The 18667-nt window shown below is 64.3% G+C and carries 12 protein-coding genes; 10 read left to right on the top strand and 2 right to left on the bottom strand.

Annotation, left to right across the window (positions count from 1 at the left end):
• Positions 1–55 precede the first annotated feature (55 nt).
• The 5 genes from DEM27_RS11365 (at position 56) to olsB (ending at position 5886) form a co-directional block, all read left to right on the top strand.
• Positions 56–1180: a class I SAM-dependent methyltransferase gene (locus DEM27_RS11365; RefSeq protein ID WP_109458658.1), complete on the top strand. Its 1125-nt coding sequence runs from the start codon at positions 56–58 to the stop codon at positions 1178–1180.
• Positions 1177–2037, top strand: coding sequence for a TrmH family RNA methyltransferase (locus tag DEM27_RS11360; protein WP_109458351.1), 861 nt, complete (start codon positions 1177–1179; stop codon positions 2035–2037). The genes DEM27_RS11365 and DEM27_RS11360 overlap by 4 nt, the downstream gene beginning before the upstream one ends.
• Positions 2034–2528 (top strand): signal peptidase II, encoded by a 495-nt coding sequence (gene lspA, locus DEM27_RS11355; protein WP_109458350.1) that lies wholly within the window; start codon positions 2034–2036, stop codon positions 2526–2528. Before DEM27_RS11360 ends, lspA begins: the two co-directional genes overlap by 4 nt.
• A 55-nt stretch (positions 2529–2583) precedes the next feature.
• Positions 2584–4920, top strand: coding sequence for a hybrid sensor histidine kinase/response regulator (locus DEM27_RS11350; RefSeq protein ID WP_109458349.1), 2337 nt, complete (start codon positions 2584–2586; stop codon positions 4918–4920).
• Positions 4921–5010: 90 nt separating this feature from the next.
• Positions 5011–5886: a l-ornithine N(alpha)-acyltransferase gene (olsB, locus tag DEM27_RS11345; protein ID WP_109458348.1), complete on the top strand. Its 876-nt coding sequence runs from the start codon at positions 5011–5013 to the stop codon at positions 5884–5886.
• A 105-nt stretch (positions 5887–5991) separates the two neighbouring features.
• On the opposite strand, the gene DEM27_RS11340 is transcribed toward olsB, so the two are convergent.
• The gene (locus DEM27_RS11340; RefSeq protein WP_109458347.1) at positions 5992–8277 is read right to left on the bottom strand and encodes an NADP-dependent malic enzyme; all 2286 of its coding nucleotides are present in this window, start codon (positions 8275–8277) and stop codon (positions 5992–5994) included.
• A 196-nt stretch (positions 8278–8473) separates the two neighbouring features.
• On the opposite strand from DEM27_RS11340, the gene mutS reads away from it, so the two are divergent.
• Positions 8474–11131 (top strand): DNA mismatch repair protein MutS, encoded by a 2658-nt coding sequence (mutS, locus tag DEM27_RS11335; RefSeq protein WP_109458657.1) that lies wholly within the window; start codon positions 8474–8476, stop codon positions 11129–11131.
• 276 nt (positions 11132–11407) lie between these two features.
• Here the strand turns inward: mutS and DEM27_RS11330 are convergent, their stop codons facing one another.
• A complete protein-coding gene (locus DEM27_RS11330) occupies positions 11408–12451 on the bottom strand; it encodes an alpha/beta hydrolase family protein (protein ID WP_109458346.1) in 1044 nt (347 codons plus the stop codon).
• 126 nt (positions 12452–12577) lie between these two features.
• On the opposite strand from DEM27_RS11330, the gene DEM27_RS11325 reads away from it, so the two are divergent.
• From DEM27_RS11325 to DEM27_RS11310, 4 genes are all read left to right on the top strand, one after another.
• Positions 12578–13576 carry a helix-turn-helix domain-containing protein gene (locus DEM27_RS11325; protein ID WP_109458345.1) on the top strand — a complete coding sequence of 333 codons (999 nt, stop codon included), beginning with the start codon at positions 12578–12580 and terminating at the stop codon, positions 13574–13576.
• A 98-nt stretch (positions 13577–13674) separates the two neighbouring features.
• On the top strand, positions 13675–16548 hold the full coding sequence (locus DEM27_RS11320; RefSeq protein WP_109458344.1) for a [protein-PII] uridylyltransferase: 2874 nt from the start codon (positions 13675–13677) through the stop codon (positions 16546–16548).
• Complete coding sequence (gene murJ / locus DEM27_RS11315; protein ID WP_109458343.1) at positions 16545–18140, top strand: murein biosynthesis integral membrane protein MurJ; 1596 nt, start codon at positions 16545–16547, stop codon at positions 18138–18140. The genes DEM27_RS11320 and murJ overlap by 4 nt, the downstream gene beginning before the upstream one ends.
• A complete protein-coding gene (locus DEM27_RS11310; RefSeq protein WP_109458342.1) occupies positions 18133–18552 on the top strand; it encodes a VOC family protein in 420 nt (139 codons plus the stop codon). Before murJ ends, DEM27_RS11310 begins: the two co-directional genes overlap by 8 nt.
• Positions 18553–18667 lie beyond the last annotated feature (115 nt).

Here is an 18667-nt window from a genome sequence, read left to right as displayed (position 1 = left end):
GCGGCGGCGGAATGCTATTTGCTGCCTCTGTATTGAGATTGAGACGGAAAAGCCCGTGAAGAACAAAGAACGGCGGCCAGGACCGAAAAGAACGGCCGGCACGGCTGGAAAGCCCGCCCATGGCGGCGCGCCGAAGCACAAGAACACGTCGCCGCGCCAGGAATCCCGGCCGGCCCGAAGCGCGACTGGCGGCGAGGCACGGTCCGTAACCAGGGCCGCCGAGGCGCCGGAAGCCGAGCAGCGTCCGCTGATCGTGCGCACCGGCGAACGGCCGCCCGAACGGGTGCCGGTCATCCTGGAATCGACGGGTGCCGGCGATTTCCACCTGATCGACAGCGGCAACGGCGAGAAGCTGGAACAGTACGGGCCTTACCGCATCGTCCGTCCGGAAGCGCAGGCGCTGTGGCCGAAGGGCCTGCCGGCGCATGTCTGGGAAAAGGCGGATGCCATTTTCACCGGCGATACCGACGAGGACGGCATGGGCCGCTGGCGGTTTCCCCGCGAGGCGCTTGGCGAGACCTGGCCGCTCAGCCTGCTCGGCATCGATTTCCTCGGCCGTTTAACCTCCTTTCGCCATGTCGGCGTCTTTCCCGAGCAGATCGTCCACTGGAGCTGGGTGAAGCAGCAGGTGGAGGCCGCCGGTCGGCCTTTGAAGGTGCTCAACCTGTTCGGTTACACCGGTGTCGCCTCGCTGGTGGCCGCCGCCGCCGGTGCCGAGGTGACGCATGTCGATGCCTCGAAGAAGGCGATCGGCTGGGCGCGCGAAAACCAGTCGCTCGGCCGGCTCGACAAGCTGCCGATCCGCTGGATCTGCGAGGATGCGATGAAGTTCATCCAGCGCGAGGAACGCCGCGGCAACCGCTACGACATCATCCTCACCGATCCGCCGAAATTCGGCCGCGGGCCGAATGGCGAGGTCTGGCACCTGTTCGAGCACCTGCCGCTGATGCTTGACATCTGCCGCGAGATCCTGTCGCCGAAGGCGCACGGCCTGGTGCTGACCGCCTATTCCATCCGGGCGAGTTTCTATTCCATCCACGAGCTGATGCGCGAAACCATGCGCGGCCGCGGCGGTGTGGTGGAATCGGGCGAACTCGTCATCCGCGAGGCGGGGCTCGACGGCAAGACGCCCGGCCGCGCGCTTTCCACATCGCTCTTCAGCCGCTGGGTGCCGAAATGAACAATGATTTTCGTGACGGCGGCGTGCGCCGCGTCGGACAGGTGAAGGAAGTCACCAGCCTTTCCAATCCGATCATCAAGGACATCAAGGCGCTTTCCCAGAAAAAGAGCCGCGACGAGACGAAATCCTTCATGGCCGAGGGCCTGAAGCTGGTTATCGACGCGCTGGAGCTCGGCTGGACGATCCGCACGCTGATCTATTCCAAGGCGGCCAAGGGCAAGCCGGCGGTCGAACAGGTCGCGGTGAAAACCGTCGCTTCCGGCGGCCTGGTGCTGGAAGTCTCGGAAAAGGTTTTGTCTTCCGTGACGCGCCGCGACAACCCGCAGATGGTCGTCGGCATCTTCGAACAGCGCTGGACGGCGCTGAAGGCGATCAGGCCGCAGGACGGCGAAACCTACGTGGCGCTGGACCGCGTCCGCGATCCCGGCAATCTCGGCACGATCATTCGCACGGCCGATGCCTCCGGCGCCTCCGGTGTCATCCTCGTCGGCGAAAGCACCGATCCCTTCTCGCTGGAAACGGTGCGCGCCACCATGGGGTCGGTTTTCGCCGTCCCGCTCGCCCGTGCCACTCCGGAAGAATTCCTGAGCTGGAAGAAGACCTCGGGCGCGCAGGTCGTGGGCACGCATCTGGCCGGTGCGGTCGATTACCGCACGATCAACTACAAGAAGAAACCGGTGGTGCTTCTGATGGGCAACGAGCAATCGGGCCTGCCGGAGGCGCTGGCGAAGGAGGCGGATGCGCTTGCCCGCATTCCGCAGGCCGGCCGCGCCGATTCGCTCAATCTCGCTGTCGCAACGGCGGTGATGATCTTCGAGGCCCGGCGCCACCTCCTGACGCTGGATGCGCCGGCATGAATGGATCGAAACCCTTCCTGTTTGCCCGCCCCCTGCCGATCCTCATCTTCATCCTGATCGCCGTCGTGCTCGATCAGGCGATCAAGATCGCGGTCGATACCTATCTGCCGATGCAGGAGGCGGTGCCGGTCGTGCCGTTCCTGTACCTCTACCGCACCTACAATCTCGGTGTCGCCTTTTCGATGCTGTCGGGCATGGACGGCTGGTTCATCGTCGGCATGCGCATGCTCATCGTCGTCTTTGTCGTCTGGCTGTGGCGGCGCACGCCCGCCGACCACCGGTTTGCGCATACCGGTTTTGCCATGATCATCGCCGGCGCGCTCGGCAATCTGCTCGACCGGTTTCTCTATGGCCATGTCATCGATTATGTGCTGTTCCACACCGGATCGTGGTCTTTCGCCGTCTTCAATCTCGCCGACAGTTTCATCACCATCGGCGCCTGCCTGGTGGTCATCGACGAATTCGTACGGCCAAAAGCGAAGAAAAACTAAAATTTTACCATTCTCCTGAAGCCTATGGGAACGAGAGGCATGTTAGCCAGGATGCATGAGCAACCTGGCACAGCTTCAAAAACGCCTTGCTGCGGCCTTCGGGCCCGCTGCCGCTTCGCATGTTTCCTCCACCCACGAAGACGCGGCCATCTCCTCGGCCTTCGCCCGCTATGACGAAGTGCATGCGGCCGAAGCCGATCCCGTGACACCGGCGGTCGCCGAAGGCGATGGCGACGGGGTGGCCCGTCTCTGGCTCGGCGGCGGCGGCATGCTGGTGGCGGCATTCATCCTGGCCATGGGGCTGGGAACCGGCTTTTACACCTTGTGCGGCGCGCTTGGCGCTGTCCTGTTCGGCTCGGCACTGATCTATGTTCTGCAGCGCCCGTCGCCCGTCATCGTCCCCTGGGCTGAAAAGCCGGCCGCCGCGGCTGCGACGAAGCGCCAGGAAGAAATCTGGCAGGACCAGCGCTGGGAACAGGACGAAAATGTCGGCCTGCTCGGCGCTATCCATGATGCGCTCGGCGATATCGCCGTGGTGCGCGACATGAGCCGCCGCATCATCTATGCCAACGACACGTTCCGCGCGCTGACCGGCTGCGCCGTGCCCGAAGGGCGCAGTTGCGAAGAAATCGGCCTCGCCTTCCGCCCCGAGGCGGAGCCCTATCGTTTCGATGTCGAGATCGCCACGCCCTTCGGCCAGCGCATTTTCGTCTGGCACGACGTCATCGCCCGCGATGCTTCCACCGGCCAGCTCAAGATCCGCAGCATCGCCCGCGATGTCACCGAGGAGCGGCAGGCATCGAAGACCCGCGAGGCTGCCCGTATCAAGGCGGAAAACACCTCGGCTGCAAAATCCCGTCTCCTCGCCACCGTCAGCCACGAGATCCGCACGCCGCTCAGCGGTATTCTCGGCATGGGCCATCTGCTTGGCCAGACCAAGCTGACCGCCGAGCAGGCGAATTATTTGAACGGCATCCGCGAATCCGGCCAGGCGCTGTCGCAACTCGTACAGGACCTGCTCGATTTCTCGACCATCGAGGTCGGCCGCTTCCATCTGCATCCGCGGGCGGAATCGGTGCGCCACCTGATCGAGGGTGTTGTCGAGATGTTGTCGCACCGTGCCCACGAAAAGGAAATCGAGATCGCCTCGGCGGTCTCGCCCGATATTCCCGACGTCCTGAATTTCGATCCGGCCCGACTGCGGCAGGTGCTGTTTAACGTCATCGGCAACGCCGTGAAGTTTACCCATGCCGGCGGCGTGCTCGTCACGGCTGCCCTCGACGGCCGGCACCTGGTGATCACCGTCGAAGACACCGGCGCCGGCATGACGGCGGAAGAACAGGCCCGCATCTTCGGCGAATTCGAACAGGCCGGCAACGCCAGCGACAAGAGCGCCGGAACCGGCCTCGGCCTGTCGATTTCGGCCCGCATCATGCGCGAATTCGGCGGCTCGCTCAGCGCCGTCAGCGAAAAGGGCAGGGGCAGCACATTCAGCATCCGCCTGCCGCACCAGCTCAAGGGCGAAAACCGCAACCGCTCGATCCGCGAGAGCGAATTGCGCGGCAACGCCGTCCTGGTCATGGCGCCGACCGGCCCCGCCAGCCGCGCGATCGTGACGACCGTCGAAGCGCTCGGCGGACGGGTGGTCCTGGCTTCAGGCCTGGCCGCCACGGAAGAAGCCCTGCTGCAGGCGGAGCAATCCGGCGCGCCCTTTACCGATGTCATCGTCGACCATCGCCTGGCGACCGTTTTCTACGACCATGTTTCCGGCCGCGCCGATGTGGCACGCCTGCGGTCGATCTTCCTGGTCAATCCGGAGGAGCGCAATTCCCAGCCGCAGGGCGTTTTCGATGCCTGGCTCATCCGGCCGCTACGCGAGCGTTCGCTGGTCGATGTCCTGCGCGGCCGCATGCGGGGCATGGAAAAGCGCGACGCGCTGAACGACAACCAGCCTGGCTTCGGGCTGCCGGTGGTGCAGAAGCCGGCGCCCGGCCTGTCGATCCTGCTGGCAGAAGACGATCCGATCAACGCCATGCTGGTGCGGGCGACCCTGGAAAAGGGCGGCCACACGGTCCGGCTGGTGCAGGATTTTCCAAGCCTGCTCGAAGCCGTCGGCGAAGCGGAATTTCCTGATCTGATCATCACCGATCTCAACATGCCGGGCGGCGACGGCATGGAGGCGCTGGCGCGCATCCGCGCCGCCGAACGCCAGCAGGGCCATGGTGCCGTTCCGGTCATCGTGCTCTCGGCGGACGGGCGCGAGGAGGTGCGGCGCCTGGCCTTGCTCAACGGCGCCAACCGGATGTTCACTAAGCCGATCGACCCGGTTCGCCTGCTGGACGAGGTGCAGGCGCTCGGCCCGATGCGCACGGTCTGGACCGAGGCGAAATGACGGAGCCGGTCGCTTTGCGACCGGATGTCACTTTATTGTCGCATAGAAGTGGTTTATGACGCTGAATGAAATGGTAGCGGATGAATCGCCATGACCCTAGAGCTTTTGAACCGCGACATACCGGCCGATCAAGCCCAGGCTGGCACCGCCGGAAAACCGGCAGGCGCGGATGTCTTCGGCCGCATTGGCACCCTTGAGACGCGTCTTGCCCGCAACGATCGTGAAATCGAGGCTGCCCAGCGGATCCGTTACAAGGTGTTCGTCGAGGAGATGAACGCCACGCTGTCCCCCGATGCCATGCGTCTGCGCCGCGATTTCGACGGTTGGGATCTGATCTGCGACCATCTGCTGGTGGTCGACAACGCCATCGAAGGCGACATCGAGGACCAGATCGTCGGCACCTATCGCCTGCTGCGCCAGGAAATAGCGCTGGCCAAGGGCGGTTTTTATTCCGCATCGGAATTCATGATCGATCAGCTGATCGAAAACCATCCCGACAAGCGGTTCATGGAACTTGGCCGCTCCTGCGTGCTGCCGGACTACCGCACCAAGCGCACGGTGGAGCTTTTGTGGCAGGGCAACTGGGCCTATGCGCTGAAGCATGGCATGAGCGCCATGTTCGGCTGCGCCTCCTTCCACGGCGTGTTTCCGGAAGAGCATGCGCTGGCGCTCTCCTTCCTGCACCACAATGTCGCCGCCCGCGATGAATGGGCCGTCAGGGCGCGTCCGGAACTCTACCACAACATGGACCTGATGCCGACCGAAGGCATCAATGGCCGCAAGGCGCTGGCGGCCATGCCGCCGCTGATCAAGGGATATCTGCGCCTCGGCGCCATGGTCGGCCAAGGAGCGGTCATCGACCACGCCTTCAACACCACCGACGTGCTGATCGTCCTGCCGATCGCCTCGATCTCGGACCGCTACATCAATTATTACGGCGCCGACGCCGGCCGGTTTGCGAGCTGAGATTGAAAAGCCGCCGTCGTCTGAACGGCGGCATTCTCCATCTTTTACTTTTCTGCCATCCCGTCAAAACCGTACAGCGGTTTTGACGGGATGTCTCAAGAACGATCACGTCCCGGCATTGTAGGCGGCGATGGCGGCCATGTTGACGATGTCGCTGTCTTTCGCCCCCATCGAGGTGATCTGGACCGACTTGTCGAGGCCGACGAGCAGCGGGCCGATGACGGTGGAGCCGCCCAGTTCCTGCAGCATCTTCGTCGAGATCGAGGCGGAGTGGAAGGCGGGCATGACGAGCACGTTGGCCGTGCCGGAGAGCCGGCAGAACGGATATTGCTCCATCACCTTGCCGTTCAGCGCCACGTCGGCAGCCATTTCGCCGTCATATTCGAAGTCCACCCGCCGGCGGTCGAGGATCTTGACGGCTTCGCGGACGCGTTCCGAGCGCTCGCCTGTCGGATGGCCGAAGGTGGAATAGGCAAGCATCGCCACGCGCGGCTCGTAACCCATGCGCCGTGCGATGCCGGCGGCCTCTTCGGCGATGTCGGCCAGTTCTTCCGCAGACGGCATGTCGTGAACCGCGGTATCGGCGACGAAGACCGTGCGTCCGCGGGTCAACGCCAGCGAAACGCCGATCACCCGGTGCCCCGGCTTGGCGTCGATACAACGGCGCACTTCTTCCAGAGCGGTGGAATAGTTGCGCGTCGTGCCGGTCACCATGGCGTCGGCATCGCCGAGCGCCACCATGCAGGCGGCGAAGTGGTTGCGGTCGGTCTTGATCAGCCGCTGCACGTCGCGGTGCAGGTAGCCCTTTCGTTGAAGCCGGGCATAAAGATAGTCCGTATAGGCCTCGACCCGCGTCGAGATACGGGCGTTGACGATTTCGAGGCCCGGACGGTCGAGCTCGATGCCGGCCCGTTCCGCGGTGGCGCGGATCAGGTCCTCGCGACCGAGCAGGACGGCGGTGCCGAGCTGCTGGTTGGCGTAGGACACGGCCGCACGCATGACCTGTTCCTCCTCCGCCTCGGCGAAGACGACACGCTTGGGATGGCGGCGCACGCGCTCATAGAGACGCTGCAGCGTCGAGGCGATCGGATCGCGCCTTGCGGAGAGTTCGCGGGCATAACCCTCCAGGCTCGGAATATCCCGGCGCGCAACGCCGCTGTCGATGGCCGCTTTCGCCACGGCGACCGGGATCGCCGAAATCAGCCGCGGATCGAACGGCACGGGGATGATGTATTGCGGCCCGAAACGCGGGCGCACGCCCTGGTAGGCGGCGGCGACATCGTCCGGCACGTCTTCGCGGGCAAGGCTCGCCAAGGCCCGGGCGGCGGCGATCTTCATCGCGTCGTTGATCGTCGAGGCGCGCACGTCCAGCGCGCCGCGGAAGATATAGGGGAAGCCGAGCACGTTGTTGACCTGGTTCGGATAGTCCGAACGGCCGGTCGCCATGATCGCGTCGTCGCGGATACGCGACACTTCCTCGGGGGTGATTTCCGGATCGGGATTGGCCATGGCGAAAATGATCGGCCTCGGTGCCATGGAGCGTATCATGTCTTCGGTGAAGGCGCCCTTCTGCGACAGGCCGAAGACGACGTCGGCGCCGTTCATCGCTTCTTCCAGCGAGCGGCGGTCGGTCTTCACCGCATGCGCCGATTTCCACTGGTTCATGCCCTCGGTGCGGCCCTGGTAGATGACGCCCTTGGTGTCGCAGAGGATGATGTTTTCCGGGTTGAAGCCCATCGACTTGATCAGTTCGACGCAGGCGATGGCCGCGGCACCCGCGCCGTTGCAGACGAGCCGTGTGGTCTTCAGGTCGCGGCCGGTCAGCTCCAGCGCGTTGATCAGGCCGGCGGCGGCGATGATCGCGGTGCCGTGCTGGTCGTCATGGAAGACCGGGATGTCCATCAGCTCGCGCAGGCGGGTCTCGATGATGAAACATTCCGGCGCCTTGATATCCTCGAGGTTGATGCCGCCGAAGGAGGGGCCGAGGTAACGCACGCAGTTGATGAACTCGTCGACATTTTCCGTGTCGACTTCGAGGTCGATGGAATCGACGTCGGCAAAGCGCTTGAAGAGCACGGATTTGCCCTCCATCACCGGCTTGGAGGCGAGCGCGCCGAGATTGCCGAGGCCGAGGATCGCCGTGCCGTTGGAAATGACGGCCACCATGTTGCCGCGCGTCGTGTAGTCGTAGGCGGTGGCCGGATCGGCGGCGATCGCCTTGACCGGAACGGCGACGCCGGGGGAATAGGCGAGCGACAGGTCGCGCTGCGTCGCCATCGGCTTGGTGGGCGTTATCTCCAGTTTGCCGGGCCGACCCTGGGAATGAAAATCCAGAGCTTCCTGTTCCGTCACGATGGCGCGTGTCCGCCGGCCCTTGTCTGCTTCCGACATATTTCCTCTACCTAACTGTGGGCAGCCGCTTGATCGGCCGTCCTTCTTATTGTGTTCGTTCCGCTCGGGCCGTTATGTTGCATGACTTTCCCGACATGAAAACAGCTAGATCGTGACAAACAGTTTTTCCCCCATTGCGGAGCCGTTGACGGCAACGACGCTCGCCTCCGACGAAAGCCGGGCATCGGCGACGCCGATGATGGAGCAGTATATCGAGATCAAGGCCAACAATCCCGGCTCGCTGCTGTTCTACCGGATGGGTGATTTCTACGAGCTGTTCTTCGAGGATGCGGTCGATGCCTCGCGGGCGCTCGGCATCACGCTGACCAAGAGGGGGCAGCATCTCGGCCAGGACATTCCGATGTGCGGCGTGCCGGTGCATGCCGCCGACGACTACCTGCAGAAGCTGATTTCGCTCGGTTTTCGCGTCGCCGTCTGCGAGCAGGTGGAAGATCCGGCCGAAGCGAAGAAACGCGGCTCGAAATCCGTCGTCCGCCGCGATGTCGTGCGGCTGGTGACGCCGGGCACGATCACCGAGGAGAAGCTGCTTTCGCCCTCGGAATCCAATTACCTGATGGCGCTGGCCCGCATCCGCGGCGGCAGCGGCGCGGTGATGGCGCTGGCCTGGATCGACATTTCCACCGGCGTCTTCCGCTTGGCGGAGACGGAGCCAAGCCGCCTGCTCGCCGATATCCTGCGCATCGATCCGCGCGAACTGATCGTCGCCGACACGCTGTTCCACGATCTTGAGCTGAAACCCGCCTTCGACGTGCTCGGCCGCGTCGTCGTGCCGCAACCGGCCGTGCTCTTCGACAGCGCCACGGCGGAAACCCGCATCGCCCGCTATTACAATGTCGGCACGCTCGACGGTTTCGGCAGTTTTTCACGCGCCGAACATGCGGCGGCGGCGGCGGCCGTCGCTTACGTGGAGAAGACTCAGATCGCCGAGCGCCCGCCGCTCGGCCGGCCGGAGCGCGAAAGTGCCGCCTCCACCCTGTTCATCGACCCGGCCACCCGCGCCAACCTGGAGCTGACCCGCACGCTTGCCGGCGACCGCAACGGCTCGCTCCTGAAGGCGATCGACCGGACGGTGACCGGCGGCGGGGCGCGTCTGCTCGCCGAACGGCTGATGTCGCCGCTCACCGATGCGGAAGCGATCGGCCAGAGGCTGGATTCCATCGGCTTCCTGATGAGCGAACCTTCGCTCTGCAGCGACCTGCGCGATGCGCTGAAACATGTGCCGGACATGCCGCGTGCCTTGTCGCGGCTGGCGCTCGACCGCGGCGGCCCGCGCGATCTCGGCGCCATCCGCTACGGGCTTGGCGCCGCCGCGCAGGTGGCGCGGTTCCTCGGCGAACGGCTGCTGCCGGAAGAGTTGCAGCAGGCGCTGGCCGGCCTTGCCGCCTTGCCGGCCGGGCTCGAAGCCTGGCTGGGCGGTATGCTGGCCGAAGAGTTGCCGCTTTTGAAGCGTGACGGCGGTTTTCTCGCCAAGGGCGCCAATCCGGAACTCGACGAGGTGCGGGCGTTGCGCGACGAATCCCGCCGCGTCATCGCTGGCCTGCAACTGCAATATGCCGAAGAGACCGGCATCAAGTCGCTGAAGATCAAGCACAACAACGTGCTCGGTTATTTCATCGAGGTCACTGCCGGCAATGCCGGCACGATGACCGATACGCCGGAGGCCAAGGCCCGCTTCATCCATCGCCAGACGATGGCAAGCGCCATGCGTTTCACCACCACCGAGCTTGCCGACCTGGAAAGCCGTATCGCCAACGCCGCCGACCGGGCGCTGACGATCGAGCTGGCCGCCTTCGACGAGATGGTCAAAGCCGTCGTCGGCGAGGCGGAGAGGATCAAGGCCGGTGCCCGGGCGCTGGCCGTCATCGATGTCGGCGCAGGGCTGGCGCTGCTGGCCGAAGAGCAGAATTATTGCCGTCCCGTGGTCGATGCCTCGACGATGTTCGCCATCTCGGGCGGGCGCCATCCGGTGGTCGAGCAGGCGCTGAGACGTCAATCGGCCAATCCTTTCGTCGCAAACAATTGCGACCTTTCACCGAAACACGGCGAGGCGCTGGGCGCCATCTGGCTGCTGACCGGCCCGAACATGGGCGGTAAATCGACCTTCCTGCGCCAGAACGCGCTGATCGCCATCCTGGCGCAGATGGGGTCCTTCGTGCCGGCGGCCTCGGCGCATATCGGCGTCGTCGACCGGCTGTTTTCCCGCGTCGGCGCTTCCGACGATCTTGCCCGCGGCCGCTCGACCTTCATGGTCGAGATGGTCGAGACGGCGGCGATCCTCAACCAGGCGACCGAGCGCTCGCTGGTCATCCTCGACGAGATCGGTAGAGGTACCGCCACCTTCGACGGCCTGTCGATCGCCTGGGCGGCGGTGGAGCACCTGCACGAGATCAACCGCTGCCGTGGCCTGTTCGCCACGCATTTCCACGAGCTGACCGTGCTGTCGGAAAAGCTCTCGCGCCTCTCGAATGCGACGATGCGGGTGAAGGAATGGCATGGCGACGTCATTTTCCTGCACGAGGTCGGGCCGGGGGCGGCGGATCGCTCCTACGGCATCCAGGTAGCCCGCCTCGCCGGCCTGCCGGCCTCGGTCGTGGCGCGTGCCCGCGACGTGCTGACCAAGCTGGAGGATGCCGACCGCAAGAACCCGGCCAGCCAGCTGATCGACGACCTGCCGCTGTTCCAGGTGGCCGTGCGCCGCGAGGAACAGAAACGCGCCGGCCCCTCGAAGGTCGAGGAGGCGTTGAAGGACCTGGCACTCGACGACATGACGCCACGTGAGGCGCTGGATGCGCTGTATGACCTGAAGAAGCAGCTCGATACGGAGAAGCGGTAGTAACGCTCCGGTGCTTGCCCCTCACCCTGACTCTCCCCGTCAAAACGGCAGTGCCGTCGCTTTTGGCGTGACGTCGCCTTTTCCCCTTCTCCCCGGCGGGCAGAAGGTGGCCCGAAGGGTCGGATGAGGGGGAGCCAGGAGTGCAGGTTTTGCCGTGTGACATCTCCTCATCCCGCTGCGGCCTGCGGCCCCTCTGCGATAACCCTGGCCAAAAAGGGAGACAGTGCCGGCAGGGGATGAGAGGTCTCTCACTCAACTATCTTGAACTGCTATCTTTTATTTCTCCACCAGCGCCTTGCGCAGGAAGACGGCGGCTTGGAAGAAGATCTGCTTGTGCAGTTCGACGCGCGAAACATCGCCGCCGTCCTCGCATATCGGCTCCTCCTCGCCGTAGCGCTTCAGCACCTCGGCGCCGTTCGGATTGCACACACCGAGGAAGGTGAAGTGCGTGGCGGCGGGAATGGCCGCGTATCCGGCGCCCGGAATCTGCTTCACCAAAGCATCGGAACGAACGCCCGGCAGGATACCGTCGCCTTCGCCGAGATTGATCACGAGCGTCGGCAGGGCCATCGCCTTCAGGCTGTCGGGCTGGTAGGCCATGGCGAAGCCGGGGTCGACGGCGACGAGGGCGGAAAGGCGCGGGTCTCGGTAGCTGCCCTCGAACGCCGTGCGGTCCACCTTCGAGAGATCGACGCCGCCGCGCAGGAACCAGTTACAGCCGCCATCCTTGCCGTCCGCCGCCTGGCAATAGTCGTCGAAGGCACCGAGCGAGGTCTGGGCGCCGGCCGCCAGCATCATGCTGGTGCCGCCGAGCGAAAAGCCGATGCCGCCGATGCGGTCCTTGTCGATTATCCTGGACCAGTCCGGATCGGCAAGCAGCCTATCGATCAGGGCGGAGATATCCTGCGGCCGCTCCCAGATCTTGAAACTTTCCACCGGAATGGAATCGCCCGACGTGCTGTGCAGGTGGTTGGGTGCGGCAACGATGAAGCCGTTGCGGGCAAGCTCGGTCGTCAGCCAGCCAAGCGAAGCGGCGTTGCCGCCGGAGCCATGGCTGAGGATCACCAGCGGAAATTTCTCGGCCACCGGCGTTGCGTTGCGCCGGGCCGGCACGCCGGTCCAGAGGTCGTCGGCACCGAGCGTATAGGCATCGCCGTCTGCCTTGGCGGGGTAGGTGATCAGCACGGCTTCGGTGGCTGAACGATGGGGCGGGGTGATGGTGATCCACTGCGTGCCGGCCTCGAAGGCGGCGGCCGGGGTCAAGGCATCGATCAGCGTCGTGGCGGCGGTAAACACCGAGATGACGAGGGTATGGAGCATTGCGTGGTACCTTGTGCGGTTGAAGATGTCCGCGAGAAAATGCCGCGCTGGCAGTTTTTTCGACCTCGAACGTGATAGAGGTCTCCCGGATCATGATGTCGGTCGTCCTTTTTGCGGGTTCCTTGCGTGCTTTCCGTTCCCTTGCCCTTCATCGTCGGCCTTGCCGTGGCGCTGACGCTCTATCGCAGCCTGAAGGGTGTCGAGGCGCCGGGCTCGCGTGCCTATTTCACCGCCTTCCTGTTGCTCTATGCGCTGCAGGGCATGATCGTCGGACTGCGTTTCGGCTACGGCATCCATGTGCTGGAGCCGGTGCAGCCGGTCACGGCGTCGATCATGCCGCCGCTCGCCTTTCTCGCCTTCCGGGCGCTGGCCGAACCACCGCCGCAAAAGCCATGGCTGCATGTGATCGGGCCGCTGGCGTTGGTGCTTGCCCTGGCGGTCAACACCAACTGGGTGGACCTGCTGCTGCTTGTCCTCTTTTCCTTCTACGGCATTTCGCTCCTTCGCCTGACGCTGGTTGCCGACGGCGCCATGGTGGCGGCGCCTTTCCATCGGGCCGCTCCGGTGCTGCGGGCGGCGCGGCTGACGGCAGGCCTGATGCTGTTCTTTGCCGTCAGCGATGCCGGCCTGGCGCTTTACACCGTCCGTTACGGCAACAGCGACGTGCCCGCCGCCGTGGGGCTGATCAACCTCGCCGTCGTCGCCGGGCTGCTGGTCTATTATCTTTCCGGCGAATTCCTCCCGCCGGCCACGCCCGTCCCGGCACCCGTGGACCATGTCAGCGATGCCGACCAGATGCTGCTGGCGCGTGTCGCGGCGGCGCTGGATGAAAGCGATCTCTACAAGGACGAAAACCTCAGCCTCGCCAAGCTTGCCCGCCGGGCCGGCATGCCGTCGCGCGATGTTTCCGCCGTCATCAATCGCGCGGCGGGCATCAACGTCTCGCAATTCGTCAACAACCGGCGTGTTGCGGAGGCTTGCCGGCTGCTGCGGGACACGTCGTCGCCGATGACGGACATCATGTTCGCCGCCGGTTTCGGCACCAAATCCAACTTCAACCGCGAATTCCGGCGCGTCACCGGTGTCAGCCCGCGCCAGTGGCGTGCAAGCGGCAAGCGGTTGTGATAAGGCAGCGGCGCGGCCTATATAGGAAACGAGTTGGCAAGGCTTGCGCACTATCCTCGGGGCGAGCCCGCCAACAGCCACAATGAGGCGCTATCAGCATGCAGACGCAACGTACCTCGCGCCAGGTCCTGGCTGCGATCGGCAATCAGGAGGCCGGCCGGCCCGCCATTCTCGACGTCGAGGCGCTCAGGGCCGAATGTGAAGCGCTGACGCAAAAACATCCGCCGAAATCGGATGCCTTGCGTTCGGCACTGCTTTCGACGCTGAAGAAGGCGAGCACCGAGGGGCGGGAAAAGGCCAAGCAGTTTTTCCTGCAGGAGGGCAGCGGCCTCAACTGCGCCTATCGCATTTCCTGGCTGCAGGACCAGTTGATTTCCATCCTTTACGGCTTCGTCATCACCCACATCCAGCCGCTGAAGGCCGATGACATCGCCGTCAGCGCCGTCGGCGGTTATGGCCGCGATACGCTGGCGCCGGGCTCCGACATCGACCTCCTGTTCCTCTTCCCGCCGAAACCCACCGATGCGATGCGCAAGGCGGTGGAGTTCATGCTCTACATTCTCTGGGACATGGGCTTCAAGGTCGGCCATTCCTCGCGCACCATCGAGGAATGCATCCGGCTGTCCAAGGAAGACATGACGATCCGCACGGCGATCCTCGAGACCCGCTATATCTGCGGCGCGGCGGCGCTGGTGAAGGAACTCGAAACCCGCTTCGACAAGGAAGTCACCGCCGGCACCGGCCCGGAATTCATCGCTGCCAAGCTGGCCGAACGCGATGCCCGTCATCGCAAGGCCGGCGACACCCGCTATCTCGTCGAGCCGAATGTCAAGGAAGGCAAGGGCGGCCTGCGCGACCTGCACACGCTGTTCTGGATCGCCAAATATTATTACCACGTGCGTGATGCCGCCGACCTCGTGAAGCTGGGCGTGCTGTCGAAGCAGGAATTGTCGCTGTTCCTCAAGTCGGAGGATTTCCTCTGGGCGGTGCGCTGCCACATGCATTTCCTCACCGGCAAATCGGAGGAGCGCCTGTCCTTCGACATCCAGCGGGAGATTGCCGAGGCGCTGGGTTATCATTCGCGCCCCGGCCTTTCGGCCGTCGAGCGCTTCATGAAGCACTATTTCCTGGTCGCCAAGGACGTCGGCGATCTCACCCGCATCTTCTGCGCCGCTCTCGAAGAGCAGCAGGCGAAGGCGACGCCGGGGCTGACCGGCATGATCAGCCGCTTTGCCCACCGCAGCCGCAAGATCCCCGGCACCCTCGAGTTCGTCGAGGATCGCGGCCGCATCGCGCTTGCCAATCCGGATGTCTTCAAGAAGGACCCGGTCAGCATCATCCGGCTGTTCCATGTCGCCGATATCCACGGTCTGGAGTTCCATCCGGATGCGCTGCGGCGGCTCACCCGCTCCTTCTCGCTGATCGACAATGCATTGCGCGAGAACGAGGAGGCCAACCGGCTGTTCCTGTCGATCCTGACGTCGCCGCGCGACCCGGCATTGATCCTGCGGCGGATGAACGAGGCGGGCGTGCTCGGCCGCTTCATCCCGGAATTCGGCAAGATCGTCTCGATGATGCAGTTTAACATGTATCATCACTATACGGTGGACGAGCACCTGCTGCGCACCGTCGAGGTGCTGTCGGAGATCGAGAAGGGCAGGGCGGATGACATCCATCCGCTGATCACCAAGCTGATGCCGGGCATCGAGGACCGCGAGACGCTGTATGTCGCGGTGCTGCTGCACGACATCGCCAAGGGCCGGCAGGAGGATCATTCGATAGCCGGCGCCCGTGTCTGCCGCAAGCTCGCGCCGCGCTTCGGCCTCAACCCGAAGCAGACGGAAATGGTGGTCTGGCTGGTCGAGGAACACCTGACCATGTCGATGGTGGCGCAGACCCGCGACCTGAACGACCGCAAGACGATCACCGATTTCGCCGAACGGGTGCAATCGCTGGATCGGCTGAAGATGCTTCTGGTGCTGACCGTCTGCGATATCCGCGCCGTCGGGCCCGGCGTCTGGAACGGCTGGAAGGGCCAGTTGTTGCGCACGCTCTACTACGAGACCGAACTGCTGCTCGCCGGCGGCTTCTCCGAAGTCTCGCGCAAGGAGCGCGCCAAGGCGGCGGCCGAAGACCTCTACAATGCGCTGGGCGACTGGAGCCAGAAGGACCGCAAGACCTATTCGAAGCTGCATTACCAGCCATATTTGCTCTCGGTGCCGCTGGAAGACCAGGTGCGCCACGCGCAGTTCATTCGCGAGGCCGACAAGGCGGGCAAGGCGCTGGCGACCATGGTGCGCACCCATTCCTTCCATGCGATCACCGAAATCACCGTGCTTTCGCCCGACCATCCACGTCTGCTCGCCGTCATCGCCGGCGCTTGTGCGGCGGCCGGCGCCAACATCGCCGATGCGCAGATCTTCACCACCTCCGATGGCCGCGCCCTCGATACCATCCTCATCAACCGTGAGTTTCCCAACGACGAGGACGAGATGCGCCGCGCCGCCACCATCGGCAAGATGATCGAGGACGTGCTGTCCGGCGCCAAGCGCCTGCCCGAAGTCATCGCCACCCGCACCAGGAACCGCAAGAAGAACCGTGCCTTCGTCATCCCGCCCTCGGCGGTCATCTCCAACACGCTGTCGAACAAGTTTTCCGTCGTCGAGGTGGAGTGCCTGGACAGGCCCGGCCTGCTGTCGGAGATCACCGCCGTGCTCTCCGATCTGTCGCTCGACATCCATTCGGCCCGCATCACGACCTTTGGTGAAAAGGTCATCGACACCTTCTATGTCACCGACCTCGTCGGCCAGAAGATCGTCAACGAGAACAAGCGGGCCAACGTCATCGCCCGCCTGAAAGCGGTCATGAGCGAGCAGGAGGACGAGGCGAGGGCACGTATGCCGTCCGGCATCATCGCCCCGACGGTGGTGCGGTCCGCTCCCGTGGCAAAGAAGGCGAAATCCGACGCATGAGCCTGGTCAAGAAATTCGCAACCGTCGGCGGCGCGACGCTGGGCAGTCGCATCTTCGGTTTTGTCCGTGAAAGCCTGATGGCGGCGGCGCTGGGCACCGGGCCGATGGCCGATGCCTTCAACGCCGCCTTCCGCTTCCCCAACACCTTCCGGCGCCTGTTTGCCGAAGGTGCCTTCAATTCCGCCTTCGTGCCGCTCTTCGCCAAGGAGATCGAGCAGCAGGGTATGGATGGTGCCCGGCGCTTCTCCGAAGAGGTATTCGGCGTCCTGTTCACGGTGCTGATGGTGCTGACCATCGCCATGGAACTGTCCATGCCGTTCCTGGTGCGCACCGTCGTCGCGCCGGGCTTCCTGAGCGATCCGCTGAAATTCGAGAACACGGTGTCGCTTGCCACCATTATGTTCCCCTATCTCGCCTGCATGTCGCTGGCCTCGATGATGGGCGGCATGCTGAACTCGTTGCACCGCTATTTCGCCGCGGCGATCGCACCGGTCTTCCTCAACATCATCCTGATCGCCGTGCTCGCTTATGCCTGGTATCGCGGCATGGATGCCGTCACGGTCGGCCATGCGCTGGCCTGGGGCGTCATGGCCTCGGGTTTCGTGCAACTGGCCATCGTCTGGATCGCGGTGCGCAATGCCGGCATCAAGATCGGTTTCCGCCGGCCGCGCTTTACCGCCAACGTCCGGCGCCTGCTGGTGCTTGCCTTGCCGGCGGCGATCACCGGTGGCATCACCCAGATCAACCTCCTGATCAACACCAACATCGCTTCCGGCAAGGAAGGAGCGGTCTCCTCGCTGGTCTATGCCGACCGCATCTACCAGCTGCCGCTCGGCGTCGTCGGCATCGCGGTCGCGACCGTGCTCCTGCCGGAATTGGCACGCGCCTTGCGCGGCGGCCACCGCCAGGAAGCCGACAATCTGCAGAACCGCTCGGTGGAATTCACCCTGTTCCTCACTTTGCCGGCTGCCGCTGCCCTTCTGGTGATGGCCGAGCCGATCGTCCGCCTCGTTTTCGAGCGTGGCCGGTTCACGCCGGAATCGACGATGATCGTCTCGCATATCCTCGGCATATACGGCCTCGGCTTGCCGGCTTTCGTGCTGATCAAAGCCTTCATCCCCGGCTTCTTCGCCCGCGAAGACACCCGCACGCCAATGATTTTTGCCGGTATTTCCGTTGCCGCCAACGTCACCCTGGCGCTCACCCTGTTCCCGCGACTGGGCGGCGCCGGCATCGCCATCGCCGAAGTCGTTGCCGGATGGGTGAATGCGGTGCTGCTGTTTGGCACGCTGGTCTGGCGCGGCCACTGGGGGCGGGATATTCCGCTTTTGACCCGCATTCCCCGCCTGGTACTTGCGGCCGCGGTGATGGCGGCGGCCATCCATTTCGCCATCGACTGGCTGGCCTATCCGTTGTCCGGCGCAGCCCCCCTTTCGGTTCGTGCCGGCACGCTTGCGGCGCTGATCGCGGCGGCCATGGTCGTCTATTTCGGCATCGCCTTTGCCAGCGGCGGCGCCAATCTCGGCATGGTCCGCCGCAACCTCAAGCGCAAGGGCGCAAAACCGGTACCGGAGGCCGCCAGCGATGAATAAGACCTCTTCGGCTCCTGCCGGCGTTTTCCTTGTCAGCCTCGTGGTCGACGACTACGACCGGGCACTCGCCTTTTATTGCGGCGCGCTGGGTTTCGATTGCGTCGCCGATGCCGAGCAGCCGGAAGGCAAGCGCTGGGTGGTCGTCCGCCCGCCGGGCGCTGCCGGCGCCGGGTTATTGCTCGCTAAGGCCGAGGGTGGCAGGCAACAGGCGGCCATCGGCAACCAGACCGGTGGCCGGGTCGGCTTCTTTCTGGAAACGCAGGATTTTGCCCGCGACCATGCAAGGATGGTCGCCAAAGGCGTGGAATTTCGCGAAATGCCGCGAAAGGAAGTCTACGGCACGGTCGCCGTCTTTGCCGATCCGTACGGCAACCTCTGGGATCTGATCGAGCCTGCAGCCGCTGCGGAATAAGCCAAACCCTTTTATTTCCAGTGGCTCCGTGCCGCCCCTTGATTGCTAACGTGCCGCCGTGCATAAGCCGCCACGTTAGCAACATGGGCCGTTGGCCCGCGCACAAACCTTTCCG

Source organism: Rhizobium album (genome assembly GCF_003122325.1).
GTDB lineage: Bacteria > Pseudomonadota > Alphaproteobacteria > Rhizobiales > Rhizobiaceae > Metarhizobium > Metarhizobium album.
This window is presented reverse-complemented; position numbering and strand designations above follow the sequence as displayed.

What these genes read in the sequence shown, in the direction of transcription:
- DEM27_RS11360 (WP_109458351.1), top strand. Translation starts at nt 1,177, where the DNA reads ATGAACAATGATTTTCGTGACGGCGGCGTGCGCCGCGTCGGACAGGTG.
- lspA (WP_109458350.1), top strand. Translation starts at nt 2,034, where the DNA reads ATGAATGGATCGAAACCCTTCCTGTTTGCCCGCCCCCTGCCGATCCTC.
- DEM27_RS11350 (WP_109458349.1), top strand. Translation starts at nt 2,584, where the DNA reads ATGAGCAACCTGGCACAGCTTCAAAAACGCCTTGCTGCGGCCTTCGGG.
- olsB (WP_109458348.1), top strand. Translation starts at nt 5,011, where the DNA reads ATGACCCTAGAGCTTTTGAACCGCGACATACCGGCCGATCAAGCCCAG.
- DEM27_RS11340 (WP_109458347.1), bottom strand. Translation starts at nt 8,277, where the DNA reads ATGTCGGAAGCAGACAAGGGCCGGCGGACACGCGCCATCGTGACGGAA.
- mutS (WP_109458657.1), top strand. Translation starts at nt 8,474, where the DNA reads ATGATGGAGCAGTATATCGAGATCAAGGCCAACAATCCCGGCTCGCTG.
- DEM27_RS11330 (WP_109458346.1), bottom strand. Translation starts at nt 12,451, where the DNA reads ATGCTCCATACCCTCGTCATCTCGGTGTTTACCGCCGCCACGACGCTG.
- DEM27_RS11320 (WP_109458344.1), top strand. Translation starts at nt 13,675, where the DNA reads ATGCAGACGCAACGTACCTCGCGCCAGGTCCTGGCTGCGATCGGCAAT.
- murJ (WP_109458343.1), top strand. Translation starts at nt 16,545, where the DNA reads ATGAGCCTGGTCAAGAAATTCGCAACCGTCGGCGGCGCGACGCTGGGC.
- DEM27_RS11310 (WP_109458342.1), top strand. Translation starts at nt 18,133, where the DNA reads ATGAATAAGACCTCTTCGGCTCCTGCCGGCGTTTTCCTTGTCAGCCTC.